Raw genomic sequence first — 25,237 nt, forward strand, 5'->3', positions numbered from 1 at the left:
ATGGATCCGGCCGCGACCGCCGCGCTGTATTCGACGCATGTCCTGAAAGATGGCGACAGCTTCCTCGTCGCCAACGGCTACGGTGATGTCGAGGAAGGCAGCACCGGCCTGTTCCGCGACGACACGCGCCTGCTGTCGATGTTCCGCCTGCGCCTGGGCGATACGCAGCCCGCGTTGCTGAGCGCCGCGGTCACCGCGGACAACGTCTTCTTCCTCGCGCACATGACCAACCGCCAGTTGCCGCCGCTGGGCGAGACCGCGGCGGCGGCGCACGGGTTGATCCATCTGTTGCGTGCGCGGTTCCTGTTCGAAGAGCGCCTGTTCGAACGCATCACGCTGATGAACTACGGCACGAACGCGTTCATGGCGCCGTTGCGCCTGGAAGTGGCCGCGGACTTCCGCGACATGTTCGAAGTGCGCGGCCAGGTGCGGCCTGCGCGCGGCAAATTGCTCGATGCCGAAGCATTGATGGGCCCGAACGGCGTGATTTTCCGCTACGAGGGGCTCGATCAGGTGGTGCGCAAATCGGCGATCGCCTTTTCGCAGCCGGCGTCCAGCGTCGAAGGCGGCACCTTCGAATTCCTGTTGCAGTTGGTGCCCGGCGTGGAGCAGTCGCTGTTCATCGAGGTCGGCAGCGAACCCGGCGGGCCGATGCCCTCGCGCGAACGCCATCGCGACGCGGCGGCGAAGGCCCGCAAGCGCATGCGCTCGCGCGGCCGGCGCGGCGGGCGCGTGCGCAGCAGCGGGCCGTTGTTCGATGCGTGGATGCAACGCTCGCGCGCGGACCTGGCATTGCTGACGAGCGAGCTGGAGACCGGTCCGTATCCTTACGCGGGCATTCCGTGGTTCTCGACGCCGTTCGGACGCGACGCGGTGATCACCGCGCTGCAGACCTTGTGGCTCGATCCGGGCATCGCGCGCGGCGTGCTCGGGTTCCTTGCCGCGCACCAGGCGCAGGAAGAGTCGTCGTTCCTGGATTCGGCGCCCGGCAAGATCATGCACGAGACGCGGCGCGGGGAGATGTCCGCGCTGCGCGAGTTGCCCTTCGGCCGTTACTACGGCGGCGTGGACACGACGCCGTTGTTCGTGATGCTCGCCGGCGCGTACGCGCGGCGCACGGGCGATGCAGCGTTCGTCGATGCGTTGTGGCCGGCGTTGATCGCGGCGACCGGCTGGATCGAGCGCGTGTGCGATGCCAACCGCGATGGTTTCCTCGACTACGCGCGCGGCGAAAACACGGGCTTGTCGAACCAAGGCTGGAAGGACAGCGAAGACTCGGTCTTCCACGCCGACGGTCGGTTCCCGAAGGGCCCGATCGCGCTGGTCGAAGTGCAGGGCTATGCGTACGCGGCGTTCCGCGCCATGGCCGAACTCGCCGAACTGCGGCGCGACGAAGCCGGCATGCAGGTATGGGCCGGTCGCGCAGCGCGCATGCAGGCGGCGGTGGAAGCGAAGTTCTGGATGGAAGACCAGGGCTTCTACGGCATCGCGATGGATGGCGACGGCGCATTGTGCGGCGTGCGGTCCAGCAATCCCGGGCATCTGCTGTTCTGCGGACTGCCGAATGCGGCGCGCGCCGCATCCGTTGCGCAGCGCCTGATGCAGAACGACTTCCACACGGGCTGGGGCCTGCGCACGCTGGCCTCCGGGCAGGCGCGCTACAACCCGATGAGTTATCACAACGGTTCGATCTGGCCGCACGACACCGCGCTGTGCGCGGCGGGCATCGCCCGCTACGGTCACCGCGCCGCGGCCGTGGAATTGTTGCGCAGCGCATTCGAGACCGCCGTGCATTTCGACATGCGCCTGCCTGAATTGTTCTGCGGATTCCGCCGCGTGCAAGGCGCACCACCGATCGCCTACCCCGTCGCCTGCATGCCGCAGGCGTGGGCGGCCGGCGCACCGTTCATGCTGCTGCAGGCGTGCCTGGGCGTGGAGATCGACGGCATGCGCGGCGAGATCCACGTCGAGCGTCCGCACTTGCCCGACGGCATCGATGAAGTGCGGTTGCACGACGTCGCCCTCGGCGGTGAGCGCATCGATCTGTTGTTCCGCCGCGTGGGCGAGCGCGTGGGGATGTTCGTGGAAGGCAAGGGCGCGGGGGCGCCGGCGGTTCGGCTACGGAGCTGAGGATTTCAGCGCGCCTCGGAGGCGGTGGATCTCCGCGATCAGCCGGGGGATGTCGTCCCGCGCGTGCGCAATGAAATCGACGTCGCGCGGGGTTGCGCCATCGAGATGGATCGTCGTCCCTTGCGCTTGGACGCTCGGACGTGCGCCTTCCTCCGGCGGTGCATGCCACGGGCCCTCCATGACCGCATCCACGCGCGACGCGATATCGGCCAACCAGTGATCGGGCTGTGGCGCTCCTGCCCACGACAGGGCGTAATTCAAGCGCGTGATCTCATCGAGCAGGCGCGGAATGTCCTGGCGCGCGTGCGCGATGAAATCCTGCTCCGCATAGGTCCCGCCCAGAGGCTCGATGTCCTCGCCTGCGGTCGTGATGACGTTGCTTCCGCCCCAGAAGTCGCGTCCTTCGATGTAGGAGCGCCATGGCCCGGGTGTCGCGCGATTGGCGCGCCGTTCGATGTCGTCGATCCAGTCGGTCATGTCATTTCTTCGTATTGGGGTTGGGCGCGACCTTGAAAAGCGCCTCGGCCTGCTCGGCCGTGATGCCGCAAAGCGTGCAGTGATCGACGTTATGGGCCCGCGGCGTCGGAACGACATCCCCGCCTGCGGCGCGCACGTCACCGACCGTCGTCGAACCGACCTTCCCATGTTTGATCGTGGCCGAAAGCACCGGAACATCCCCTGTGGCGGAACTGGTGACTGAAACGTTTTGCAACTTGCCTTGCGAATCGAGCGTTACGCCGGTCCCATTGCTGAAGGTCGCGGCGGTGCATGTTCCGCCTCGGCATACGGTCGCCGCATCCGGCAACCGCTCCGCCGCCTCGCGGCCTGCACGGATCCCGAGCCCGGCGCCGCCCGGCACGCCGGGGATGAGGATCGCCGCGGCATCCGCGCCGATGCCCAGGCCGTCGACGATCGCAGCGCCGATGTCACCGCCGCGGACGTTGTCGTACAGGCTCTTCGCACCGAACGCGAGGCTCGGGACGCCGATGAAGAGATCTTCCGCCCAGCGGCCGTCGGGATCGGTGTAGCGATACGGGTTGTCGTTGGCGTAGGCGTAGCGGTTGAAGTTCGCGCCGGTGTCCGCGTCGGCGGGAACGGGATCGACGGAGACGAAGCGCGCGTCCGCCGGCCATCCGGCGAACAACAACAGGAAGAACGCGAGCAGCCTGGCCATGCACGGCATCCGATGCGGGAGGCCGGGATGGTCCTCAGCGTTGCAGGATCAGCGGTGCGGAACGCGCTGCGATTTGCGGCGGATTTCGATCAGATCTCGTAGGCCGATTCGCCGTGGGCGCTGATATCGAGGCCTTCTCGCTCGCTGTCGTGGTCGACGCGCAGTCCGCGCAGGCGATGCGCGATCTGGAAGGCGAGGTAGGCGACCAGGCCGGACCATGCGAGCGTGATGCCGATGCCCGCGCATTGCACGCCGACCTGCCGGAGGATGTCGAAATCCGCTGCGCCCGTGCCGCCGAGCGCAGGCGCGGTGAACACGCCGGTCAACACCGCGCCGACGATGCCGCACACGCCATGGATGCCGAACACGTCGAGCGAGTCGTCCGCACGCAGGTGTCGTTTCAACGCATTGACGCCCCAGAATCCCGCCGCGCCGCCGCACGCACCGATCACCATCGCGCCGCCGACGCCGACCGTGCCGCACGCCGGCGTGATCGCGACCAGGCCTGCGACCGCGCCGGATGCCGCACCCAGCATCGATGCGCGTCCGCGCAACACCGCTTCAACCGCGCTCCACGCCAGCACCGCGGCCGCGGCGGCGAGCAAGGTGTTGGCGAACGCGAGCGCGGCAACGCCGTTGGCTTCCAGCGCCGAACCCGCGTTGAATCCGAACCAGCCGACCCACAGCAACGACGCGCCGACGTACGTCAGCGGCAGGTTGTGCGGCGAGAGACGTTCCCGCCCGAACCCGATGCGCGGCCCGAGCATGTAGGCGCCGACCAGCCCCGCGACGCCCGCGTTGATGTGCACGACGGTGCCGCCCGCGAAGTCGAGCGCACCGAGTTTGAAGAGAAATCCGTTCCCCGCCCACACCATGTGCGCGAGCGGGAGATACGCGAAGGTGAACCACAACGCCGCGAACAACAACACCGCGGCGAACTTCGCCCGTTCGGCGATCGCACCGACGACGAGCGCGCAGCTGATGGCAGCGAACGCGCCCTGGAACGCGATGTAAGCCAGCTCGGGAATCACGACGCCCTGCGTGAACGTCGCGACGGTCGACGACGGCCCGACACCGGCGAGCATCGCCTTGCCGAATCCGCCGATCCACGCATTGCCGCCATCGAAGGCGAGCGAGTAGCCGTACCCCACCCACAGCACGAGCGCGAGCGAAGCGACGACGAGGACCTGCATCAACACCGACAGGATGTTCTTCGCGCGGACCAGGCCGCCGTAGAACAGCGCGAGCCCGGGCACGATCATCAGCATCACCAGCACGGTGGACACGAACATCCACGCGACGTCGCCCTTGTCGACCATGCCGTCTCCCGTTCGAAGCCCCTCCCCTGCATGCAGGGGAGGGGTTGGGTGGGGTCACGCGTTACCGGTTACAGCGTGTAGTACATCTGGTACTCGAGCGGATGCGTCGCCGCGCGGAAGCGCGTGACTTCCTGCATCTTCAGCGCGATGTAGCCGTCGATGAAGTCGTCGGTGAACACGCCGCCGGCCTTGAGGAACTCGCGGTCCTTGTCGAGCGCTTCGAGCGCCTGGTCGAGCGAGTGGCACACGGTGGGGATGTTCTTCTCTTCTTCCGGCGGCAGGTCGTACAGGTCCTTGTCGCTCGGCGCGCCCGGATCGATCTGGTTCTTGATGCCGTCCAGGCCGGCCATCATCAGCGCGGCGAAGATCAGGTAGCCGGAGTTCATCGGATCGGGGAAGCGGATCTCGATGCGGCGCGCCTTCGGGTTGGCCACGTACGGGATGCGGCAGGAGGCCGAGCGATTGCGCGCGGAGTACGCGAGCATCACCGGCGCTTCGTAACCCGGCACCAGGCGCTTGTACGAGTTGGTCGTCGAGTTGGCGAACGCGTTGATCGCGCGGGCGTGCTTGAAGATGCCGCCGATGTACCACAGCGCCATCTGCGACAGGCCACCGTAGCCGTCGCCCGAGAACAGGTTCACGCCGCCCTTGGCGAGCGACTGGTGCACGTGCATGCCGCTGCCGTTGTCGCCGACGATCGGCTTGGGCATGAAGGTGACCGTCTTGCCGTTGCGGTGGGCGACGTTCTTGATGACGTACTTCATCGTCAGCAGTTCGTCGGCCTTCTTCACCAGCGAGTTGAACTTGGTGCCGATCTCGCACTGGCCCGCGTTCGCGACTTCGTGGTGGTGCACTTCGACTTCCATGCCGACCTGTTCGAGGGTCTTGCACATCTCGGCGCGCAGGTCGTGCAGCGAGTCGAGCGGCGCGACGGGGAAGTAACCGCCCTTCACCATCGGGCGGTAGCCGGTGTTGCCGCCTTCGTATTCGCGGCCGGAGTTCCACGCGGCTTCTTCCGAATCGATGTGGAAGAAGGTGTGGCCCATGTCATTGGCGTAGCGGACGCTGTCGAAGATGAAGAATTCCGGCTCCGGGCCGAAGAAGGCCTGGTCGGCGATGCCGCTGGACTTGAGGAACGCTTCGGCGCGCTTGGCCACGCCGCGCGGATCGCGGCCGTAGGCCTGCATCGTCGCCGGGTCGAGGATGTCGCACGTGAGCACGAGCGTCGGGTCGGCGGTGAACGGATCGAGGAACGCGGTGCTGGCGTCGGGCAGCAGCACCATGTCGGATTCGTTGATGCCCTTCCAGCCGGAGATCGACGAGCCGTCGAACATCTTGCCGTCCTCGAACAGCGAGGCATCGACGATCGACTTCGGGAACGTCACGTGGTGCTGCACGCCGCGCATGTCGCAGAAGCGCAGATCGACGAATTCGACCTTGTGGTCCTTGATGAGTTTTTCGACGTGTTCGAGGGACATGGGCGTTCCTGGTGATGGAGGGCGTGCCGGCCGCGATGCCGGGGACGTGGCAATCAGAGCAAGGTGCGTGCCAAGACAGGAAACGCCACAAGTGATTGATTCGTCTTGAACAAGGGCGCGGGCAGCGTTTGCCTCGCGCACCTTTGGTGCGCCCGTTTGCACCAGTGTGGGGCGCTTGTGAACGCCGGGGTCGTGAGACCCGCGAACACAGCCGTTACCCTACGATCCGCACTCCCGCCCCAGCGATGCCGACGACGCCTTCCCCATGACCGAATTCCTCGCCGCGCTCCTGCTCGGCATCATCGAAGGCATCACCGAGTTCCTCCCGATTTCCTCCACCGGCCACCTGCTCATCGCCGAGCGGTGGCTGGGGCATCGCAGCGATCTGTTCAACATCGCCATCCAGGCCGGCGCGATCCTCGCGGTGGTGGTGATCTATCGCCAGCGCCTGTGGCAATTGGCCGACAGCTTCGTGCATCCGGGCAAGGCGCAGGCGGTGCACGGGCAACCGCCGCGCGATTACGCGATCAAGCTCGCCGCCGCGTTCATCGTCACCGCGGTGCTGGGCGTGATCGTCAAGAAACTCGGATTCGAATTGCCCGAGGAAGTCGCGCCGGTCGCATGGGCGCTCGTGATCGGCGCGGTGTGGATGGTGATCGCCGAGCAACTCGCGGCCAAGCGCGCGAAAACGTTGGGCGAGCGGGCAGCGATCACCTGGACCGTCGCGATCCTCGTCGGGGTCGCGCAAGTGGTGGCGGGCGTGTTTCCCGGCACGTCGCGTTCGGCTTCCACGATCTTCGTCGCGCTGCTGTTCGGCACGACGGATCGCAAGGCGGCGACGGAGTTCGCCTTCCTCGTCGGCATCCCGACGATGTTCGCGGCCACCGGCTACGAGCTGATCGACGTTGCGCGCGACGGCGGCCTGGCCGGCGAAGACTGGGGTTCGCTCGCGGTGGCGTTCGTCGCTTCGGCACTGACCGCGTTCGCCGCGGTGAAATGGCTGCTGCGCTACATCCAGACGCACACCTTCACGGTGTTCGCGGTCTATCGCGTGATCCTGGGCGTCGCATTGCTGCTGCTGGTGCCGTCGAACTGAGACGTCAGAGCGTGCGCGTCTGCCCGCCGTCGACATCGACGACCGCGCCCTGCATGTAGCTCGCCGCGTCGGACGCGAGGAACGCAACCACCGACGCGATTTCCTGCGGTGTGCCGAACCGCGCGACGCGCAACTCGCGCGCGAGATCCTTGGCGGCGGCTTCCGGCGAAATCCCGCGTTCGGCCGCGAGGCGGTCGATGCGCACCTGCGTGCGTTCGGTGGCGATGCCGCTGGGGTTCACCGCGTTGACGCGGACGCCATCGCGCACGCCGCGGTCGGCGAGCGACTTGGTCAGGTTGAGCAATGCCGCATTGACGCTGCCGCCGATCGTGAACTCCGCACTGCCCGTGCGTCCGCCGATGCCGGCAATGTTGACGATGCAGCCCTGCGATCGCACCAGATGCGGCCACGCGGCGCGACACAGGCGCACGGCGCCGAAGAACTTCAGCGCGAATCCGTCGGCCCATGCGGCATCGTCGAACGCGAGGAAATCCCCGCGCGGCGTCGCGCCGGCGTTGTTGACGACGACGTCGATGCGGCCGAAGCGCGCGAGGGTCGCTTCGACGAGCGCATCGGCCGATCCGGCCTGCGACAGATCGCACGCATGCGCCAGGCCTGGTGCCGGCAACGCATCGACGAGCGACTGCAACGCGTCACCCGAACGCGCTGCCGCGACGACCTGGCATCCCGCGTCGGCGAGCGACCGCGCGATCGCCGCGCCGATGCCGCGGCTGGCGCCGGTGACGACCGCGACGCGCGCGTTCAACCTGCGGCGACCTTCGGATTCAGCGAATACGTGCCGTAGATCGCCGCTTCGGTGATCTCGTGCGGCTGCAGCGCATGGAACACGTCGGCTGCGGTGAACTGCGCGGGCAAGTCGAGTTTCGGTACGCGCAGCGCGAACAGGCGGAAGAAGTAGCGATGCGTGCGCAGGTCGTTGAACGGCGGATACGGACCGTCGTAACCGGCGTAGTCGCCTGCCATGTCGGCGTTGCCCTTGAACCAGCCGGTGTAGTCGTTCAAGCCTTGCCGCGCACCCGGCGGACCGGGCGGCGTGCGCTTGCCATGCGCGGTGACGCCCTCGCTGCAACTGCCCGCGGCGATCGACGACACGCTGGCCGGGATGTCCACCATCACCCAGTGCACGAAATCGGCGCGCGGCTGCTCGACGGGGATCTCCATGTCTTCGCGTCCGACGGTGCTCGCATCGGTCGGTGCGTCGGTGTCGATGCAGAGCAACACGAACGACTGTGTGTCGGCCGGCGCATCGGACCACGCCAGGTGCGGATTGCGATTGCCGCCGAAGCCCTCGGGCGTGCCCATCGCGAACTCGGCGGGAATGCGGCCGCGGTGCGCGAAGCTCTCGGAAGTCAGGTGCATGCGGAGGTCCTTTCGCTCAGGCCAGGGCGGGCGATGGTGCCATGGCCGGCGCCATCGCGCTGTCCAGTTGGTCGGCGACCCAGCGTTCGGCGAAGCCATCGCAGCGCCAGTTCTCGAGGAACCCGCAATGTCCGCCGTGTTCGGCGATTTCCAGGCGCGCGGTCGGCGGCAAGTGCAGTGAGTGGAAACCGGCAACCGGGATGACGGGGTCGTCCGCCGCCATCAGGATGCTCGCGGGCACGCGCAGTGCCGCCAGGCGCTCGCCGGCGATGGAATACCCTTCGAAGTAATTGTCGAGCGAACCGAACTGCGTGTGGCGCTCGACCATCCACTGCGTCAGCGGACGCATGCGCAGGCCGAGCACCTTGTCGTCGAAGTCGTGCTGCTGCGGGAACAGCTTGCGCTTGCGCGCGAGCGATCCGCGCCACTTGCGCTCGAAGTACCACATGTACAACGGCAGCCCGTGTTCCATCGCGTCCATCGTGCGCGCCGGGTCGAGCACCGGGCAGACGGCGGCGACGCGCGCGATCGGGATGCCGACGTCCGGCGCGCGCAGCGCAACGCGCAACGCGAAGTTGCCGCCGAGCGAATAGCCCGCGATCACCATCGGCCGCGTCGCGAATCGGCGCGCCACCTCGCCCGCAGCGGCGACGACTTCGTCGATGCGGTTGGAATGGAACAGGCCTTCGTTCAGATGGTGCGTGTCGCCGTGGTCGCGGAAGTTCAGGCGGAAGATCTCGAACCCGCGCGCGAGCAACCGCGCGGCGGTGAATTGCATGTAGCTCGAATCCGCGCTGCCTTCCCAGCCGTGCAGCAACAGCGCCAGGCCGCGCGGCGATTGCCCGGGCATCGCCGAATGCAGGCCCTGCAAACGCACGCCGTCGCCGGCGTCGATGATGTGCGCGGTGGTGACCGCGCCGGTGGCCGCCAATGCCTGCCGGCCGCGGCGACGCCGCAATGCGCTCGACCCCAGCACCGACTGCAGGTGCGGGCTGCGCAACAAGGCGGGCGGCGCGTAGTCGCTGGCATGCGGCATGTCGGCAAGGCTAGCGCGGTGCGTGTGGAGGCCGCGCTCTAGGAACTGCGACACGTGTTCAGGGCGCCTGCATGGCGGCGACGATCCGGTCGCGCGCGACTTCCGCGATGCGGCGGCGGCCGCCGGCATCGGAAGGCTCGATCGGATCGAGGAACCAGATCTCCGCCACGCGCGCCGGCTCGCCGAGCAGGCGCAGGAAGTTGGCCGCGAAGCTTTCGTTCGGCCCGAAGGCGACCACCGACTGCGCGCTGGCGCCGCGCCCGTAGCGCAAAGCGACCGGTTGCACGCGCACGCCCGATTCCACCGCCGCAAGGAAGATGCGCGCATGGAAGGGACCGATCGCGTGCCCGTCGCGCGTGCGGCCTTCGGGAAACACGCCGACCGAACGCCCCGCGCGCAGGCGCGCGAGCATCTCGTGCAGCACGCCGCCCATCGATTCGCTGCTGCCGCGCTCGTGGTAAATCGTCTCGCCACGCGTGGCGAGGAACCCCACGACCGGCCAGCGGCTGATCTCGCGTTTAGCCACGAACCCCATCATGCGCTGGCTGTGCAACGCCGTGATGTCGATCCAGCTGACATGGTTGGCGACGAACAGCGTCGCGCCCGGCAACGGCACGCCACGGCGTTCGACGCGGAAGCCGAACACGCGCATCAGCCCGCCCTGCCACAGGCGGATCACGCGATGGTCGAGCGATTCCCCGCCCACGCGAATCGAACGGAACGGCGCGGTCGTCAGCAGCATCGTCAGCGGGAGATCCACCAGGACGTGCCACAGCAACAATGGCGTACGAAGCGCGAAGCGCAAGGCGTTCATGCGATCAGGGCAGGACCTTCGCTTCGACCGGGATCACGGCGAGCGTCAATCGCGAAATGCACACCAGCCTGCCGCGCTCGTCCTCGATGCGGATTTCCCACACCTGCGTCTGCCGGCCCACGTGCAGGGGACGCGCGGTGCCGGTGACCTGTCCTTCGCGCACGCCGCGCAGGTGGTTGGCGTTGATCTCGATGCCGACGACACCCTCGCCGTCGCGCACGCTCATCATCCCCGCCGAGCTGCCGATCGTTTCGGCAAGCAATACCGACGCTCCGCCGTGCAACAGGCCGTAGGGCTGCCTGGTCCGCGCATCCACCGGCATGGTGGCGCGCAGGAAGTCGTCGCCCAATTCGGTGAAAACGATGCCCAGCGGCTCCATGGCGGTGCCGCGGGACATCGCATTCAGGGCATCGAGGCTGCTGCCCGGCCGGAACACCGTCAGCCGAACTTGAAGATGCCCGGGCGCCAGCCGCGCGTGTACGACTGGCGCGTGGACGCGTAGCCGCTGCTGCTGCCGTAGCCCGAACCGAATTCGCGCTCGCGGCGCACGTGCATGCGGTCGACGAGTTCGTCGCGGCGCGATTCCAGCCAGTCGGTACGGCCGAGCTTGGCGGCGTCGAGGCCGCGGCGCTTGGCTTCGTGCTCGCGGTAGTCGCAGAAGTCGTCGTAGGCCTCGAGCTCGTGCTTCAGCTCGCGCACGCAAAGCTCGATCATCACCGCATCGTCGAGGAAGCCCAGCACTTCGACGTTGTCGGGGATGATGTCCTTCGGATCGCAGAAGTACACCAGCGCCGAGAGGACGCGGTCGCGGTCTTCCTGCGGCAGGTGCCAGCCTTCGTCGCGCACCATGGCGATCATGTCGTCCAGGCGCAGCAGGCGTTCCTTGATGAAGTCGGGGATGTGCACCTTCTGCGCGTCGGCCAGCAGGCCGCTCGAGCACGAAATGATGTCGTCCGCGGTACGGTCCTTGGCGGCTTCCTTCGCCTGCGCCATCGCCTTCTGGAAGTGTTCGAGGTCGCGGTCGTTGAGTTCGAAGTTCAGCGAAATCGACATGGCGGCAATCCAGTCCGTAAGCGTGGGGGGTGAAGGCGGGCAGACTAGCAGAGTCCCGCCCCCGACCGGAATATTCGCGACCGCTGGGCCGCCATCCGCGCCTTTTGTCTACAAGATCGGTGCCAACCCCGCGCCGAAGGCAGTGAAGATGCGCGTCGTCAGGCCCTTGAGGCCCAGGCTGACTTCGGGGAAGTCGCCGACGGGCGTGTAGCAGCGGCGGAATCCGGGGTCGTCGCGCGGCAACGCCGCCGGACATTCGGGTCCGGGGACGAAGTCGTAGCTCGTCGCATAGCGCCAGGGCCACAGGTCGAAGATCGGCAGCTCCTCGGACACCTTGTCCAGCGAGTAATCGATGCCGGGCAGGATCGGCGACTTGTCGCGCGGGGCGATGACCCAGGCGTTCTCCGGGCGCATGTCGCCGCGGATGCTGTCCGCCAGCGCGCGGGCGAAGCCGGCGTCCTCGATCACCACCATGCTCTCGGTGTTGTAGGTATCGCCGCGCGGGTCGAAGTTGTGGGTGCCGACGACGCCGATGCGTTCGTCGACGACGATGGACTTTGCGTGCAAACCGATGCGCACGCCCGCGCGCTGCAGCGGCACCGGCGCGTTGGCGCCACCGCCGCCGCTGCCGAAATAGCGCGTCGCCACCGCTTCGCCCTGCTGTTGCGGCGGGCGTTTCTTCTGCCGTTCCTCTTCTTCCGCGCCGGCGATCAACGCCGCGCGTTGCCCTTCTTCCTCGGCGCCCGCGGCGATGGCGGCCAGGTCGATCGGCGCCGAAGCGGGGAACGGTTTGAATTCGTGGATGTGGAATCCGAACTCGCGCAGGTAGCGGCGTTTGTACTTGTAGGACAGCGCGTAGACGATGAATGCGTCGGTGGAGGCCAGACTGTTGGTGGAGATGGTCACGCGCGGGGCGTTATCGCGGGCGTGCATGCCGCGGAACATCTCCTGCGCTTCCTTCGACAGCACCAGGTAGGGCGTCTGCAGCAGCACTTCGGTCCGCGCCGATTCCACGATGTCGCGCAGCCGCTGGCCGGCGTTCTCGGCAGTGTCGTTCTCGCCCTGGTGCTTTTCCGGGACGTCGGCGATGAAGTGGACGACGCCGACCGGCATCGCGGCCGCGGCGAGCCCGTCGATGCGCGTGGCGTCGGATGCTTCGTTGGACATCTGCGCCACGCGGTCGGGCGCGGCGAACGCGATGTGTTCCAGCGCCGGCGCGCCTTCGCGCAGCAGCAGGCGGCCGACGTCGTCGAGGCGCTCGGCGGGCACGCTGATCGGCGAGGTCCAGAACGCTTCGAAGTTTTCGCGCATCTCCAGCGCGACGGGGCCGGCGACGAGCACGTCGCGGTCCCGGAAGTCGTACTCGGCGTTCCAGTCGTAGTAATCGTCCTGGTAATTCCGCCCGCCGGTGACGCCGACCGCATCGTCCACGAGCAGCAACTTGCTGTGCATGCGCTGGTTGAGCCGGTCCCAGCAGCACAGCGACGCCATGAGGTACTTGGGGTAGCTCATGCGCGAATCGTTGAACATCGGGTTGTACACGCGCAGGTCGAAGTTGGCGTGCGCCGAGGACAGCGCGGCCAGCGTCGAGGCCTTCTTCAGCGCGGCCAGCTGGTCGACCAGGACGCGTACGCGCACGCCGCGGCGCGCGGCGGCCATCAACTCGTCGAGCACGAGATGGCCGGCATCGTCCTCGTCGAAGATGTAGGTCTGCAGATCGATCGAACGACGCGCGGCGCGGATCAGGTTGATGCGCGCGAGCAAGGCGTCGGGGCCGCGATCGAGCAGCAATGCATAGTGGCGCGGCGCGGAAGGCGCGGAGGCCTCCAGCGCGCGATCGCCGAGATCGCGCAACGCGGACGCGGCGGCGCAGGCGTCGGAGGGGCGCTCGCAGGCGACGATGCGGTCGCGCGCGTCGAAGGCCACGCCCTGCGCGCGGTCGGCCTTGCCGGTGGAGAGCGTCGTGCAACCACCCGCGACGAGGATCGACGCGAGCACGACGAGCGCGCGCGCCATGCGTGCGGCGATCATCGCGCCCCGGTGTCGCGCAGCCGGACGTGCAGCGAGAAGCGCACTTCGTCGCGCATCGCCATGCTCCAGCCATCGAGGTCGTAATCGCTGCGCCGCACCGCACCGCGCGCGACGATGGCGCAGCCGCGGCCGGGGTCTGCGCATTCGGCGGGCGACAGGACGAAGCGTTCGCGCCGCTCGACGCCGTGCATGCGCAGGCGGCCGTGCAACTCGCCGCCGCTGTGCAGCAGCGCGACCGGATAGGGATCGGAAAGGAACGTCACGTCGGGGAAGCGTTCGGCGTCGAAGAAGCGCGGACCGCGCGCGAAGCGCGTGTAGCGCGGATGGTCGAGGATTTCGAGGGTGCGCGTCGACAGCTTCAGCCGCACCTGGCGACGCCCGTCCGGCAATGCAGTCACGTCGCCTTCGTTGTCGGGAAACTTGCCCGCCAGGGTCTGTCCCCACCGCGTCTGCAACGAGAACTCGAATTGCGACGCCGGATCCAGGACGGCAATCACGCCGGGCGCAGCCGCGGCCGCGACGCCGATGCCGACTCCCGCCAGCAGCAGCGTGGCGATCCAGGCGCGCATGTTCAGCCCGTCACGGCCACCAGAACGCGGACAGGCGCGCCGCACCCGGTTCGAGGGCGGCGTCCTTCGGCAAGGTGAGCACGGCGATGCCCGCCGGCGGCATGCCGCGATAGTCGCCCGACTGGCCGCTGTGCATCAGCGCCGCCAGTTGCTCGAACCCGGGGTTGTGGCCCACGAGCAGCAGACGCTCGACGTCCTTGTGGCCATCGGCGAGTTCCATCAGTGCGCCGGGGGTGGCTTCGTAGATCGCCGGCTCCAGGCGCTGGTCGACGTAACCGACCGCGGCGAGCACGGCTTCCAGCGTTTCGCGCGTGCGCCGCGAGGGCGAACACAAGACGCGATCGGGCACGAGGGCGTTTTCGCGCAGCCACCGGCCCGCGGCTTCCGCTTCGGCGAGGCCCTCCGGCGAGAGCGGACGATCGAGGTCGGCCTGGCCCGTGCTGGCGGGGTCGGCATGGGCGTGTCGCAGGAGGATGAGTTCGCGCATAGGTCCCGAGCTTAGCCGACGCCCGGGGCGCGTAGGAGTGAAGTTCCCGGCAAACGCATCAAGCGCGCTTGATCCACTTCAACAGCGGGTCCCAGTCGGCCTGGTGTTCGCGCACCTGCTGGGAGTGGTAATCGAAGAGGCTGCGGCCGAGCCCGGCCATCAGCACGTAGGCCTGCGTATCGCGCAGTTCGGCGACCAGCGGGTACGGCCACTGGCGCAGCGCCTCCATGTATTGCTGCGAGGCGTTGGTCCACGGACGCAGGCGGTTGCCGACCAGCCCGACGGGCAGCTTGCCCTTGCGGATGCGCGGGTGCTTGGCCAGCGTGTCGAGGAAGGGGACGGTGGCCTCGATGTCGATCATCGAAGGCAGCACCGGCACGATCACCGCGTCGGCGACATCGAGGAAGTGCGCAAGCTCGGCGCCATGCGCGCCGGCGGCGGCATCGATGACCACGCGCTGCGCATCGCCCGGCACGTGCTTGTCCCAATCGCGGCGCGTGCCGTCGATCGGCAACACCGCCGATTCCAGCTGCGCGCGCTTTTCCGCCCAGTGGCGCGAAGAGCCCTGGCGGTCGGCGTCGACGAGCACCGTGTTCTTGCCATCGACCGCGAAATGCGCGGCGAGGTTGGTCGACAGCGTGGTCTTGCCCACGCCGCCCTTGGAACTGGCCACGAGCACCGTCTTCATCCCGACCCCCGGTTGCAGCTGGAATGGCTGAGCCTACACGGCGCGGGGCCAGCGTGCGTCGGTCCAGAGCACCAGTCGTTGAACGGCGGTGGCCAAATCGGCCGCCAGGGCGGGGACGGCCGCCTCGTCCTGCCCGCGACCGGCGGTTTCCAGCGCATCGGCGGCCACACCGAGCTCGCCTGCCCCGATGCTGCGCGCCGCGCCCTTGATCTTGTGCGCCTCGCGCGTCACGCCGGGCAAGTCCCCCGCGGTGCGCGCGGCCTGCAGGGTCGCCAGGTCCGCGTGCGTGCTGGCGAGGAAGTCGTCGAGCAGCGCGCGCGTTTCGGCAGGATCGCCGTGGACCAGGCCGGAGAGGACGTGTTCGTCGATCGGCGGCGGACGCTCGGCCTGCGGCAGCATCGCCGCGAGCTCGGCGGCCGGCGCGGGCGCGGCGTCGGTGTGCGGCAGCCAGCGCACGAGCATCGTCGCCAGCGCCGGAATCGACACGGGTTTGGCGAGGTAGTCGTCCATCCCGGCGGCGAGGCACCGTTCCGCTTCGCCTTTCAAGGCCGACGCGGTGAGCGCGACGATCGGCGTATGCGCGCGGTGTTCGCGCGTTTCTTCCTCGCGGATCGCGCGCGCGAGCTGGTAGCCGTCGAGCTTCGGCATGTGCACGTCGGTGAGCACGAGCGCATAGCGGCCCGAGCGCCAGCGGACCAGGCCCTGCTCGCCATCGTCGGCCGATTCGCTCGCGTAGCCGGCGAGCGCGAGTTGCCGCGCGATCACGGCGCGGTTGGTCGGATGATCGTCGACGAGCAACACCAGGCTGCGTTCGGCTTCGGCCTGCGCGGTCGTCGGCAATCTGCGCGGCGCGAGTTTGGCGGTCGAGGGTTGCAGCGGTTGCGCTTCGACCTCCGCCTCCGCCACGCGCGGCACCGTGAAGTCGAACTGCATCGTCGTGCCCCTGCCCGGCGCGCTGTCCATGCTCACCTGCCCGCCCATCAGCTCGGCGAGCCGACGCGAAATCGCCAGCCCCAGTCCCGTGCCGCCGAACCGCCGCGTGGTCTGGGAGTCGACTTGCGCGAAGGGTTGGAACAGGCGTGCCTGTTCTTCGGCCGACACGCCGATGCCCGTATCGGTGACGCGGATGCGCAGATGGTCGGCGCCGAGCGGGCCGGCGTCGGGCGCGGCGGCGCACCACTCGATCGCGGCCTCGACGCGCCCGAAGTCGGTGAACTTGATCGCGTTGGACAGGAAGTTCGCGACGATCTGCCGCACGCGCAATCCATCGGCGCGATACGCGGGCGCGATACGGTCATCGACCACGCAGGTCAACGCGAGCCCCTTGCTCGACGCCGAACCGGTGAAGTTCGCCACCGTCATCCGCACCACGCGGCGCAGGTCCACCGCGCTCGGCGACAGTTCCAGCCGCCCGGCCTCGATCTTCGAGAAATCCAGGATGTCGCCGATGATCTGCAGCAGCGATTGCGCGGACGACTGGATGACGTTGAGCGCGCGCCGCTGGTCGCCGTCCAGTTGCGTATGCGCGAGGATTTCCACCATGCCCGTGACGCCGACCATCGGCGTGCGGATCTCGTGGCTCATCGCGGCGAGGAACGCGCTCTTGGCCAGGTTCGCCTCCTGCGCCCGCATCTCGCTGGCGCGCAGCGCGCTTTCCAGGCGCTTGCGTTCGGTGAGATCGGTGGCGACCGCGATCAATCCGCCGGGATTGCCCGCTTCGTCCTTGAACGCAGCGAGCGCGAGCACGACCGGCACGTGGTGGCCGTCGCGATGCACCAATACCGCTTCGTGGGGCGGGCGGTCGAGCTCCGCGAGCAGGTACATCGCGCGCCAATCCGACGGCACGCGCTCGCCGCGCTGGCGCTGCAGCGCGGCGACGATGCGCTCGACTTCCTCGCCCGGCACGAGCATCGGCGAGTCGTCGACTTCCGGCGGCATGTCGTGGCGCGGCACGCGGCCGATCACTTCGCTCGCCTGCCAGCCGAGCAGCTTTTCCGCGAAGGGATTGAACATGATCCAGCGCCCGTGGCCGTCCATCGCAAGGATCGCGACTTGCGCGGCGTTGAGCAGCGAGCGCTGGAATTCGCCGCGTCGTTCCAGTTCGGCGCGCACGCCTTCGTTCACCGCGAGCTGGCCGGTGAGGTCGGATTCGTAGCGCAGCACGTCGCGGCGCATGTCGAGGAAGGCATCCATGACATCGCCGAGTTCGCCGCGCGGGCGGAAGGACGGCACGTCGTCGTCGGGATCGTGCTGGCGCATCTCGCGCGCGAGCGCGGTGAGCGATTCGACGCCCTTGTAGACATTGCGCAGGATGTGGCGCGCGAGCAGCCCGGCGAAGAGCAGCGCGACGAGGGACAACCCGATGCGCAACTGGCTCGCGCGGCGGCCGCGTTCGATTTCCTCCCGCACCATGCGTTCGGAATTGACCATCGCCAGGTTCGACAACGCTTCCATGCGCGTGGTGACCGGGTCGATCGCCGGATACAGTTCGGTGTCGGCGAAGTGCCCCAGCGCGCGGATGTCGCGACGCACGAGGATCGCGCGCAGCGTGGACATCGCCGCGTTCGCCCGCACGCGCGCACCGCGGACCTGCTCGAAGAGCACGTGCTGCGCCGGATCGCGCGGCATCGGTTGCAGGGCTTCCCAGCTGCGATCGACCTTGTCGCGCGCCGCGTCGATCGTGCGCACGCCCTGGTCCCACGTCATCAGGTTGTTGCGCACGCGGAACGTCGTATCCACGACGTCGAGCCCGTATCCGTCGGACACCGCCTTCAACGCACGCAGCCGCTGCAGCGAGTTGTCGCGCATCTGTTCCAGCGAGGTGCGCGTGTACGACTGCAACACCTCGTCGATGACCAGCACCGTCATGCCCGCGAACAACAGCAGGCCGAACAGCCCCCACAACTGGTGGCGCATCCCCAGCGAGAAGGTCCGGAAGCGCATGCTGCGTGCGCTCAGTCGGGAGCGCGCCAGCGCGACACGCAGTCGACGAGATCTTCGGCCGCCACCGGCGCGCCGACGAGGTAGCCCTGGGCGATGCCGCAGCCGAGCTCGGCGAGCATCTGCCAATCCTCGATCGTCTCCACGCCCTCGGCCACCGTCTCCAGCTGCAGCTTGCGCGCCAGGTCCAGGCTCGCTTCGACCACCGCGCGCTTGCGCGGCTGCGAATTGGCGCCGAACACGAAGCCCTGGTCGATCTTCAATTCGGTGAAAGGCACCTGCGAGAGCTGCGCGAGCGAGGAGTAGCCGGTGCCGAAGTCGTCGATCGACAGGCCGAAACCCTTCAGGCGCAGGCGCGCGAGCACGCCGAGGCCGCGCGCGGCATCGGCCATCAACAGGCTCTCGGTGATTTCCAGCATGACTTCCGACGTCGACAGGCCGTGGCTCTCGACGATCTGCTGGTAGCGATCCGCCGCCGATTCATCGTGCAGCGTCGCAGGCGAGACGTTGACGGAGAGATTCAATCGCAGGCCGTCGTCCTGCCAGCGGCGCTTCCAGCGGCAGGCCTGTTCGAGGATCGCGTCCGTGAGCTGCGCAGCGAGGCCGTCGGATTCCAGCATGCCGACGAAATGATGCGGGCGGATCACCTGGCCGTCGCGGCGTTCCCAGCGCGCGAGCGCTTCGACCCCGACGATCTTGCCGTTCGCGAATTCCGCCTGCGGCTGGAACCACGGCAGGATCTCGCCTTCGTCCAGTGCGCGGCGCAGGTCGTCGAGATCGATGAAGATCGCATCGTCGACGGGGTTGGATTGCAGGCGTTCCTCGTAGCGCGTGAGCACCGCTTCGAGCTTGTCGACGCTCAACGGCTTCTCGATGCTGCCCAGCACGTGCAACCCGTAGGCGCGCGCCATCATCTGCACGGTGTTGAGCAGCGCCGGATCCAGCGCGCTCACCAGCGCGACGCCGCGCGCGAGGCGCCGCTGCGCGACGTGGCCGATGAATTCGATGCCGTCCATGCCGGGCATGTCGAGGTCGACGAGCACCACGTCGGGGGGTGCGCCGCCGTTTTCGAGCAACGCCAGCGCCGCGCTTCCATCGGCCGCTTCGGCGACCTGGCCGATCCCCAGTTCAGCCAGCAGCCGCAGCGCCAGCCGTCGCTGGAACCCGTGGTCTTCCACCACCATGACCCGCAACGCGGCCAGGCTCATCGGGACGATCCCCCGGAAGGGTGCACGCATCCTGCATGCGCCCCCGTATCGAACGCGACCGGGGGACGGGGGCGGCCGCACGACCGCCGCTGCTACAATCCCGCGTCTTTTTCCCCGGTTTTTGCGCCGCGCCTCGCGCGCGGCCCGCCTGCGAGCCAGCCATGACCAGCACCGCCGAGCTCTCCTCCCCCGCCTCCGCCAACACGTCGCTGACCAACAGCGCGGTCGATGGCGATTACACGCTCGACCACAAGTACACCCGCGAAAGCGGGCGCATCTATCTGTCCGGCGTGCAGGCGCTCGTGCGCCTTCCGCTGATGCAGAAGCTGCGCGACCAGGCGGCCGGCCTGGACACCGCCGGTTTCGTCAGCGGGTATCGCGGGTCGCCGCTGGGCGGGTTCGATCTCGAGTTGTGGCGCGCGCGCAAGCATCTCGAAGCCTCGCGCGTGAAGTTCATCCCGGGCCTCAACGAAGACCTCGGCGCCACGATGGTGTGGGGCACGCAGCAGACCAACCTGTTCCCGGGCGCGAACGTCGAAGGCGTGTTCGGCATGTGGTACGGCAAGGGCCCGGGCGTCGACCGCACCGGCGACGTGTTCAAGCATGCGAACGCGGCCGGCACTTCGCCCAAGGGCGGCGTGCTCGCGCTGGCGGCCGACGACCATGCGTGCCGTTCCTCGACGCTGCCGCACGGTTCGGAGCATGAGTTCGTCAGCGCGATGATGCCGGTGCTCAACCCGGCGGGCGTGCAGGACATCCTGGACCTCGGCCTCATCGGCTGGGCGATGTCGCGCTTCACGGGCCGCTGGGTGGGCTTCAAGACCATCGCCGAAACCGTGGAGTCCTCCGCGTCCGTCGACGTCAATCCGCTCGCGCTGCAGATCGTGACGCCGGACGATTTCGAAATGCCGCGCGGCGGTTTGAACATCCGCTGGCCCGACCCGCCGATGGACCAGGAAATGCGCCTGCACCAGTACGCGGTGAAGGCCGCACAGGCGTTCGCACGCGCGAACAAGATCGACAAGGTCGTCATCGACTCGCCGAACGCGCGCCTGGGCATCATCACCACGGGCAAGTCCTACCTCGACGTGCTGCAGGCGCTGGAATACCTCGGCCTCGACGCGCGCGCCTGCGCCGACCTCGGCATCCGCGTGTACAAGGTCGCGATGACCTGGCCGCTGGAGCCGATCGGCCTGCGCAACTTCGCGCGCGGCCTGCAGGACATCCTCGTCGTCGAGGAAAAGCACGCCTTCATCGAAAGCCAGATGAAGGAGTCGATGTACAACTGGACGGGCGAGCGTCCGTCCATCGTCGGCAAGTACGACGAAGCGGGCGAATGGATCCTGCCCTCCACCGGCGAGCTCACGCCGGCGCGCATCGCGCGCGTCATCGCGCGCCGCATCCAGAAATTCCACGACAGCGAACACGTGCGCGACGTGCTGCGCTGGATGGAAGCCAAGGAATCCGAACTCGCCCTGCCCCGCGCCGCGTTCCCGCGCGTGCCGCACTACTGCTCGGGCTGCCCGCACAACACCTCGACCGTGGTGCCGGAAGGCTCGCGCGCGCTCGGCGGGATCGGCTGCCACTACATGGTCACGTGGATGGACCGGCGCACCGACACCTTCACGCACATGGGCGGCGAAGGCGTGACGTGGGCGGGCCAGGCCGCATTCACGGACACGCCGCACGTGTTCCAGAACCTCGGCGACGGCACGTACTTCCACTCCGGCTCGCTGGCCATCCGCCAGTCGATCGCGGCGAAGGTCAACATCACCTACAAGATCCTCTACAACGACGCGGTCGCGATGACGGGTGGCCAGCCGGTCGACGGCGTGCTGAGCGTGCCGCAGATCGCGCACCAGGTGCGCAGCGAAGGCGTGCAGACGATCGTCGTGCTGTCCGACGACATCGCCAAGTGGAGCGATCCGTCGATCTTCCCGGTGGGCGTCGAGTTCCTCGACCGTACCGCGCTCGACGAGGTGCAAAAGCGCCTGCGCGAAACGCCCGGCACGACGGTGCTGATCTACGACCAGACCTGCGCGACCGAAAAACGCCGCCGCCGCAAGCGCGGCAAGATGGTCGACCCGGCCAAGCGCGTGATGATCAACTCGCTGGTCTGCGAAGGCTGCGGCGATTGCGGCAAGAAGTCGTTCTGCGTGTCCGTGCTGCCGAAGGAAACCGAGTTCGGCCGCAAGCGCGACATCGACCAGAGCAACTGCAACAAGGATTATTCCTGCGTCAACGGCTTCTGCCCGAGCTTCGTGACGGTGCATGGCGGTGCGTTGCGCAAGAAGAAGGGCTCGGGCAACGCCGATCGCCTGTCGAACCTGCCGATGCCCACCCTGCCCTCGCTCGCGCAGCCCTGGAACATCCTGATCACCGGCGTCGGCGGCACGGGCGTGGTGACGATCGGTGCGCTGCTCGGCATGGCCGGCCATCTCGAAGGCAAGGGCGCGAGCGTCCTCGACCAGACGGGCCTGGCGCAGAAGGGAGGTGCGGTGACCACGCACATCCGCATCGCGCAATCGCCGGAGGACATCCACGCCGTGCGCATCGCCGCGGGCGAGGCCGACCTCGTGCTCGGTTGCGACATGGTGGTCGTCAACGATTACTGGCCGCTGTCGAAGATCCGCAGCGGCCGCACGCAGGTCGTGCTCAACAGCTACGAAGCGATGCCGGGCACGTTCACCACGCGCCCCGACATGCAGTTCCCCGCGCAGGACATCGTCGCGGCGATCAAGCTCGCGCTCGGTGGCGACAAGGATTCGGCGAACGGACTGCACGTCGTCGATGCCACGCAACTGGCCACCGCGCTGATGGGCGATGCGATCGCGACGAACCTCTTCATCCTCGGCTACGCATGGCAGCGTGCGCTGGTGCCGGTGTCCTTCGATGCGCTGATGCGCGCGGTGGAGCTCAACGGCGCGGCGATCGAGATGAACAAGACCGCGTTCGCGTGGGGCCGCCTGGCGGCGACCGATCTCGACGCGGTGCTCGATGCCGCCGGCATCGGCCGCTCGATTCCCTCGCAGGACACGCTGCACGAGTTGCCGGTGCTCTCGCCGGGCGAGTGGGAAGGCCACGAGTGGGGCGCGAACGTCGCGCCGAAGCCGAATGCCATCGAAGACGAATCGCGCCACCTGCCCGCGCACGGGGGCAGCGACGCTGCGTTCCTGCCGCTCGACGACGCGCGCTTGTCGCGTTCGCTCGATGAAGTCGTCGCGCGTCGCGTGGCGTTCCTCATCGACTATCAGAACGCCGGTTACGCGAAGCGTTACAGCGACCTGGTCGCGAAAGTCCGCGACGCCGAACAGCAGCGCGCGCCGGGCAGCACCGATCTGTCGGAAGCCGTCGCGCGGTACGCGTTCAAGCTGATGGCCTACAAGGACGAATACGAAGTCGCGCGCCTGTGGACCAGCGGCGATTTCCGCCGCCGCCTGGAGCAGCAGTTCGAAGGCGACTTCAAGCTGCGCTTCCATCTCGCCCCGCCGCTGCTGGCGAAGAAGGACGCGGACGGCCGCCTGGTGAAGCGCGAATACGGCCAGTGGATGTACACGGCGTTCAAGCTCACCGCGAAGCTGCGCTTCCTGCGTGGCACCGCGCTCGATGTGTTCGGCTATACCGCCGAGCGCAAGATGGAGCGTCGCCTGATCGAAGAGTATTTCTCGACGGTGGCCATGCTGGCCGACGGGTTGGACGGTGCGAACGTGGCGCTGGCGACGGACATCGCGTCGATCCCGGAACACATCCGCGGATACGGCCACGTCAAGGAAGCGCACCTGCACGAAGCGAAGGTGCGCGAGGGCGCGTTGCTGCAGAAGTGGAAGAACGGCTGATGTCACGAAAACGGCGACCTTCCGGTCGCCGTTTTCTTGTTCGCCGGATTATTTCTTCGGCGCGTAGATCGCCGACAACCGGTCCGGCTTGCCTTCGATGCGCTCCAGGTGCGGGTAGCGCAGGCCGTCGTAGTACGGCAACTGGATGGTGCGGAACAGATCGAATTCCTTCACCAGCAATTCGATCGGCTTCTTGTCGGTCTTCGCGGCCTTGACCGCGTCTTCCAGTACTTCGGTGCTGTAGGCCTTGCCGTTCACCGCCATCGGCGTCATGCCCGGGCCGATGCCGGCCTTGAACGCGGGGCTGTCCCAGCGCACGTCGCCGATGGTGCCGTCGCGGCCGACGGTCATGCCGAGCGAATACAGGAAGTCGCCGCCACCGCCGAATTCGGACGCCGCGGCCTTCGCGTACGCATTCGGCTTGTCCTTGAACACCAGCTTCCAACCCGCCGCTTCGATGCCGCCGGTGAGCGGCACCTTGCCGTCGAGGCGATCGCGCAGGAACTTGCCCCAGTCGTCGGCCACCAGGCCGTTGAGCGTGGCCGCCACGTCTTCGAACGTATACGGGTTCACTTTGAAGTCGCCATCGTTCATGCCGAAGAACTTCTTCGCGAAATCGTCGAGCGAGACCTTGTTGTTGGACTTCTCGCGCAGGCGCGCATCCACTTCGAGCCAGATCATCTGGCCACCGGAGTAGTAGTCCTCGCTCAGCTGCCAGCTGCGGTACGCCTTGGACGTGCGCTTGGCGATGATCGGGTCGTTGGTCGTGTCCTGCAGCGCGCGCCACGACAGGCCGGCGCGGTTCTCGCTGTAGCTCGCCGCGACCAGCGCGAGGGCGTCCTTCGAGGTCTCGAACGTACGCAGGCCCGCGCGCGCGGTGATCACGTTGCCCCAGTACTGCGTCTGGCCTTCGTACACCCACAGCAGGCTGCCCTGCATCGGCGTGTTGAACGTCGGCGTGGTCAGGTCGGCGCCGCGACGGTATTTGCCGTCCCACGAATGGTTGTACTCGTGCGCGAGCAGGTCGCTGCTGCCGGTCTTGGGATCCCAGCCGGTGAAGTACTTCACGCCGACGCCGTTCTCGCTGGAACGGTGGTGTTCCAGGCCGATGCCCGACATCTGTCCGCTGAGCGAGAACAGGAAGTCGTAGTGGTCGTAGTGTTCGGCGCCGTAGAGCTTGCGCATCTGCTGCACGAGGCGACGGTGCGCTTCGATGTGGTCGGGCTTGGCTTCGAGGTACTTCGCATCGTCGGCGACGACATTCAGGCGCACCGGCTTGCCGACGCCGTTGGACAGGTCGATCGTCTTGAAATACTTGCCGGCGAACATCGGCGAGTCGACGAGCGTGTCGAAGTCGACCGGCTTGTACGTCACGACATCGCCGGCGCGGCCCTGCAGTTCCAGCGCCGTGGCGGCCTGCCAGCCGGCGGGCAGCTTGACGCTCGGCGCGAAGGTGATCGCGCTCGCGGCGTAACCGGCCGGATACAGCGCGACGGTGTTCCACTGCAGGTTGAGCATGTTCGGCGTCATGACGACGCGTCCCTGCTCGCGGTCGGTCGGCGAGATGAACTGGAACGCGACATCCATCTGCGTCGCGCCCTGCGGCACGTCGACCTTGAAGGCGTACACGTCGAGCGGATCGCGCGTCCACGTGAGTTTCTGGCCGTTCGCCGAAAACTCGATGCCGGCGACCTTGTCGACGCGGCCGTAGTCGGCATGGTTGCCGGGCAGCCACTTCGGGAACAGGAGCGTCACCGGGCCCGACGACACCGGGATGCGCTGCTTCACGGTGAACACGCGCTGCGAGAGGTTCGTCGCGTCGACTTCGAGCGCGATCGTGCCCGGATACGGCGTGGTGCTGGTGGCGTAGACCGGCGCCTGCGGCGAGGTCTGCGCATCGGACGAGGAAGACACCGCCAGCGCGGGCAGCGCGAGCGTCAGGGCAAGGGCGAGCAGCGTGTGGCGAGGCATGCGGAATCCTGGGTGATGCAACGGGTG

General features: G+C 67.8%; 20 protein-coding genes. 3 read left to right on the forward strand and 17 right to left on the reverse strand.

What is annotated here, in order from left to right:
* The gene (locus LF41_RS03805; RefSeq protein ID WP_052116110.1) at positions 1-2,130 is read left to right on the forward strand and encodes an amylo-alpha-1,6-glucosidase; all 2,130 of its coding nucleotides are present in this window, start codon (positions 1-3) and stop codon (positions 2,128-2,130) included.
* On the opposite strand, the gene LF41_RS17095 is transcribed toward LF41_RS03805, so the two are convergent.
* The 4 genes from LF41_RS17095 to glnA all read right to left on the reverse strand — a co-directional run bounded on the left by LF41_RS17095 (position 2,119) and on the right by glnA (position 6,101).
* Positions 2,119-2,607 carry a hypothetical protein gene (locus tag LF41_RS17095; protein ID WP_202594016.1) on the reverse strand — a complete coding sequence of 163 codons (489 nt, stop codon included), beginning with the start codon at positions 2,605-2,607 and terminating at the stop codon, positions 2,119-2,121. The genes LF41_RS03805 and LF41_RS17095 overlap by 12 nt on opposite strands.
* A gap of 1 nt (position 2,608) precedes the next feature.
* Positions 2,609-3,304: an RHS repeat-associated core domain-containing protein gene (locus LF41_RS17100; RefSeq protein ID WP_052116111.1), complete on the reverse strand. Its 696-nt coding sequence runs from the start codon at positions 3,302-3,304 to the stop codon at positions 2,609-2,611.
* 89 nt (positions 3,305-3,393) lie between these two features.
* Positions 3,394-4,659, reverse strand: a complete 1,266-nt coding sequence (gene amt / locus LF41_RS03825; protein ID WP_425599466.1) for an ammonium transporter — start codon at positions 4,657-4,659, stop codon at positions 3,394-3,396.
* A 32-nt stretch (positions 4,660-4,691) separates the two neighbouring features.
* On the reverse strand, positions 4,692-6,101 hold the full coding sequence (glnA, locus tag LF41_RS03830; RefSeq protein ID WP_036166116.1) for a type I glutamate--ammonia ligase: 1,410 nt from the start codon (positions 6,099-6,101) through the stop codon (positions 4,692-4,694).
* 265 nt (positions 6,102-6,366) lie between these two features.
* Between glnA and LF41_RS03835 the strand changes: the two genes are divergently transcribed.
* Entirely contained in the window at positions 6,367-7,197 is an 831-nt protein-coding gene (locus tag LF41_RS03835) for an undecaprenyl-diphosphate phosphatase (RefSeq protein ID WP_036166119.1), read from the forward strand.
* A gap of 4 nt (positions 7,198-7,201) precedes the next feature.
* On the opposite strand, the gene LF41_RS03840 is transcribed toward LF41_RS03835, so the two are convergent.
* The 12 genes from LF41_RS03840 to LF41_RS03895 form a co-directional block, all read right to left on the reverse strand.
* Positions 7,202-7,963, reverse strand: coding sequence for an SDR family oxidoreductase (locus LF41_RS03840; protein WP_036166121.1), 762 nt, complete (start codon positions 7,961-7,963; stop codon positions 7,202-7,204).
* Positions 7,960-8,577 carry a YbhB/YbcL family Raf kinase inhibitor-like protein gene (locus LF41_RS03845; RefSeq protein ID WP_036166123.1) on the reverse strand — a complete coding sequence of 206 codons (618 nt, stop codon included), beginning with the start codon at positions 8,575-8,577 and terminating at the stop codon, positions 7,960-7,962. The genes LF41_RS03840 and LF41_RS03845 overlap by 4 nt, the downstream gene beginning before the upstream one ends.
* Before the next feature lie 16 nt (positions 8,578-8,593).
* A complete protein-coding gene (locus LF41_RS03850) occupies positions 8,594-9,613 on the reverse strand; it encodes a YheT family hydrolase (RefSeq protein WP_036166125.1) in 1,020 nt (339 codons plus the stop codon).
* A 58-nt stretch (positions 9,614-9,671) separates the two neighbouring features.
* Complete coding sequence (locus tag LF41_RS03855; protein ID WP_036166126.1) at positions 9,672-10,427, reverse strand: lysophospholipid acyltransferase family protein; 756 nt, start codon at positions 10,425-10,427, stop codon at positions 9,672-9,674.
* A gap of 4 nt (positions 10,428-10,431) precedes the next feature.
* Complete coding sequence (locus LF41_RS03860) at positions 10,432-10,824, reverse strand: hotdog fold thioesterase (protein WP_052116117.1); 393 nt, start codon at positions 10,822-10,824, stop codon at positions 10,432-10,434.
* Between the two features lie 41 nt (positions 10,825-10,865).
* Positions 10,866-11,480 carry a YkvA family protein gene (locus LF41_RS03865; RefSeq protein WP_052116112.1) on the reverse strand — a complete coding sequence of 205 codons (615 nt, stop codon included), beginning with the start codon at positions 11,478-11,480 and terminating at the stop codon, positions 10,866-10,868.
* Positions 11,481-11,588: 108 nt separating this feature from the next.
* The gene (locus LF41_RS03870) at positions 11,589-13,511 is read right to left on the reverse strand and encodes a phospholipase D family protein (protein ID WP_237577617.1); all 1,923 of its coding nucleotides are present in this window, start codon (positions 13,509-13,511) and stop codon (positions 11,589-11,591) included.
* Entirely contained in the window at positions 13,508-14,080 is a 573-nt protein-coding gene (locus LF41_RS03875) for a YceI family protein (protein ID WP_036166130.1), read from the reverse strand. The genes LF41_RS03870 and LF41_RS03875 overlap by 4 nt, the downstream gene beginning before the upstream one ends.
* Before the next feature lie 10 nt (positions 14,081-14,090).
* Positions 14,091-14,567, reverse strand: coding sequence for a SixA phosphatase family protein (locus LF41_RS03880; protein WP_036166132.1), 477 nt, complete (start codon positions 14,565-14,567; stop codon positions 14,091-14,093).
* 58 nt (positions 14,568-14,625) lie between these two features.
* Positions 14,626-15,255, reverse strand: a complete 630-nt coding sequence (locus LF41_RS03885) for a ParA family protein (RefSeq protein ID WP_036166136.1) — start codon at positions 15,253-15,255, stop codon at positions 14,626-14,628.
* Positions 15,256-15,288: 33 nt separating this feature from the next.
* Positions 15,289-18,198 (reverse strand): PAS domain-containing hybrid sensor histidine kinase/response regulator, encoded by a 2,910-nt coding sequence (locus tag LF41_RS15995; RefSeq protein ID WP_084073327.1) that lies wholly within the window; start codon positions 18,196-18,198, stop codon positions 15,289-15,291.
* 11 nt (positions 18,199-18,209) lie between these two features.
* Complete coding sequence (locus LF41_RS03895; RefSeq protein WP_036166137.1) at positions 18,210-19,403, reverse strand: EAL domain-containing response regulator; 1,194 nt, start codon at positions 19,401-19,403, stop codon at positions 18,210-18,212.
* 161 nt (positions 19,404-19,564) lie between these two features.
* Here LF41_RS03895 and LF41_RS03900 point away from each other — a divergent pair, with 161 nt between their 5' ends.
* The gene (locus LF41_RS03900; RefSeq protein ID WP_036166139.1) at positions 19,565-23,239 is read left to right on the forward strand and encodes an indolepyruvate ferredoxin oxidoreductase family protein; all 3,675 of its coding nucleotides are present in this window, start codon (positions 19,565-19,567) and stop codon (positions 23,237-23,239) included.
* 48 nt (positions 23,240-23,287) lie between these two features.
* Here the strand turns inward: LF41_RS03900 and LF41_RS03905 are convergent, their stop codons facing one another.
* Positions 23,288-25,210 carry a M61 family metallopeptidase gene (locus LF41_RS03905; protein ID WP_036166142.1) on the reverse strand — a complete coding sequence of 641 codons (1,923 nt, stop codon included), beginning with the start codon at positions 25,208-25,210 and terminating at the stop codon, positions 23,288-23,290.
* Positions 25,211-25,237 lie beyond the last annotated feature (27 nt).

Origin of the sequence: Lysobacter dokdonensis DS-58 (assembly GCF_000770795.1) — a bacterium.
Taxonomy (GTDB): Bacteria; Pseudomonadota; Gammaproteobacteria; order Xanthomonadales; family Xanthomonadaceae; genus Noviluteimonas; species Noviluteimonas dokdonensis.

Excerpts from the sequence above, each read along its gene's own strand:
- LF41_RS03905 (WP_036166142.1), bottom strand. The coding sequence starts at position 25,210 with ATGCCTCGCCACACGCTGCTCGCCCTTGCCCTGACGCTCGCGCTGCCC.
- LF41_RS03885 (WP_036166136.1), bottom strand. The coding sequence starts at position 15,255 with ATGAAGACGGTGCTCGTGGCCAGTTCCAAGGGCGGCGTGGGCAAGACC.
- LF41_RS03880 (WP_036166132.1), bottom strand. The coding sequence starts at position 14,567 with ATGCGCGAACTCATCCTCCTGCGACACGCCCATGCCGACCCCGCCAGC.
- LF41_RS03850 (WP_036166125.1), bottom strand. The coding sequence starts at position 9,613 with ATGCCGCATGCCAGCGACTACGCGCCGCCCGCCTTGTTGCGCAGCCCG.
- LF41_RS17100 (WP_052116111.1), bottom strand. The coding sequence starts at position 3,304 with ATGGCCAGGCTGCTCGCGTTCTTCCTGTTGTTGTTCGCCGGATGGCCG.
- LF41_RS03870 (WP_237577617.1), bottom strand. The coding sequence starts at position 13,511 with ATGATCGCCGCACGCATGGCGCGCGCGCTCGTCGTGCTCGCGTCGATC.
- LF41_RS15995 (WP_084073327.1), bottom strand. The coding sequence starts at position 18,198 with ATGCGCTTCCGGACCTTCTCGCTGGGGATGCGCCACCAGTTGTGGGGG.
- LF41_RS17095 (WP_202594016.1), bottom strand. The coding sequence starts at position 2,607 with ATGACCGACTGGATCGACGACATCGAACGGCGCGCCAATCGCGCGACA.
- LF41_RS03865 (WP_052116112.1), bottom strand. The coding sequence starts at position 11,480 with ATGTCGATTTCGCTGAACTTCGAACTCAACGACCGCGACCTCGAACAC.
- LF41_RS03860 (WP_052116117.1), bottom strand. The coding sequence starts at position 10,824 with ATGTCCCGCGGCACCGCCATGGAGCCGCTGGGCATCGTTTTCACCGAA.
- LF41_RS03805 (WP_052116110.1), top strand. The coding sequence starts at position 1 with ATGGATCCGGCCGCGACCGCCGCGCTGTATTCGACGCATGTCCTGAAA.
- LF41_RS03900 (WP_036166139.1), top strand. The coding sequence starts at position 19,565 with ATGACCAGCACCGCCGAGCTCTCCTCCCCCGCCTCCGCCAACACGTCG.
- LF41_RS03835 (WP_036166119.1), top strand. The coding sequence starts at position 6,367 with ATGACCGAATTCCTCGCCGCGCTCCTGCTCGGCATCATCGAAGGCATC.
- LF41_RS03845 (WP_036166123.1), bottom strand. The coding sequence starts at position 8,577 with ATGCACCTGACTTCCGAGAGCTTCGCGCACCGCGGCCGCATTCCCGCC.
- LF41_RS03875 (WP_036166130.1), bottom strand. The coding sequence starts at position 14,080 with ATGCGCGCCTGGATCGCCACGCTGCTGCTGGCGGGAGTCGGCATCGGC.
- LF41_RS03855 (WP_036166126.1), bottom strand. The coding sequence starts at position 10,427 with ATGAACGCCTTGCGCTTCGCGCTTCGTACGCCATTGTTGCTGTGGCAC.
- glnA (WP_036166116.1), bottom strand. The coding sequence starts at position 6,101 with ATGTCCCTCGAACACGTCGAAAAACTCATCAAGGACCACAAGGTCGAA.
- LF41_RS03895 (WP_036166137.1), bottom strand. The coding sequence starts at position 19,403 with ATGAGCCTGGCCGCGTTGCGGGTCATGGTGGTGGAAGACCACGGGTTC.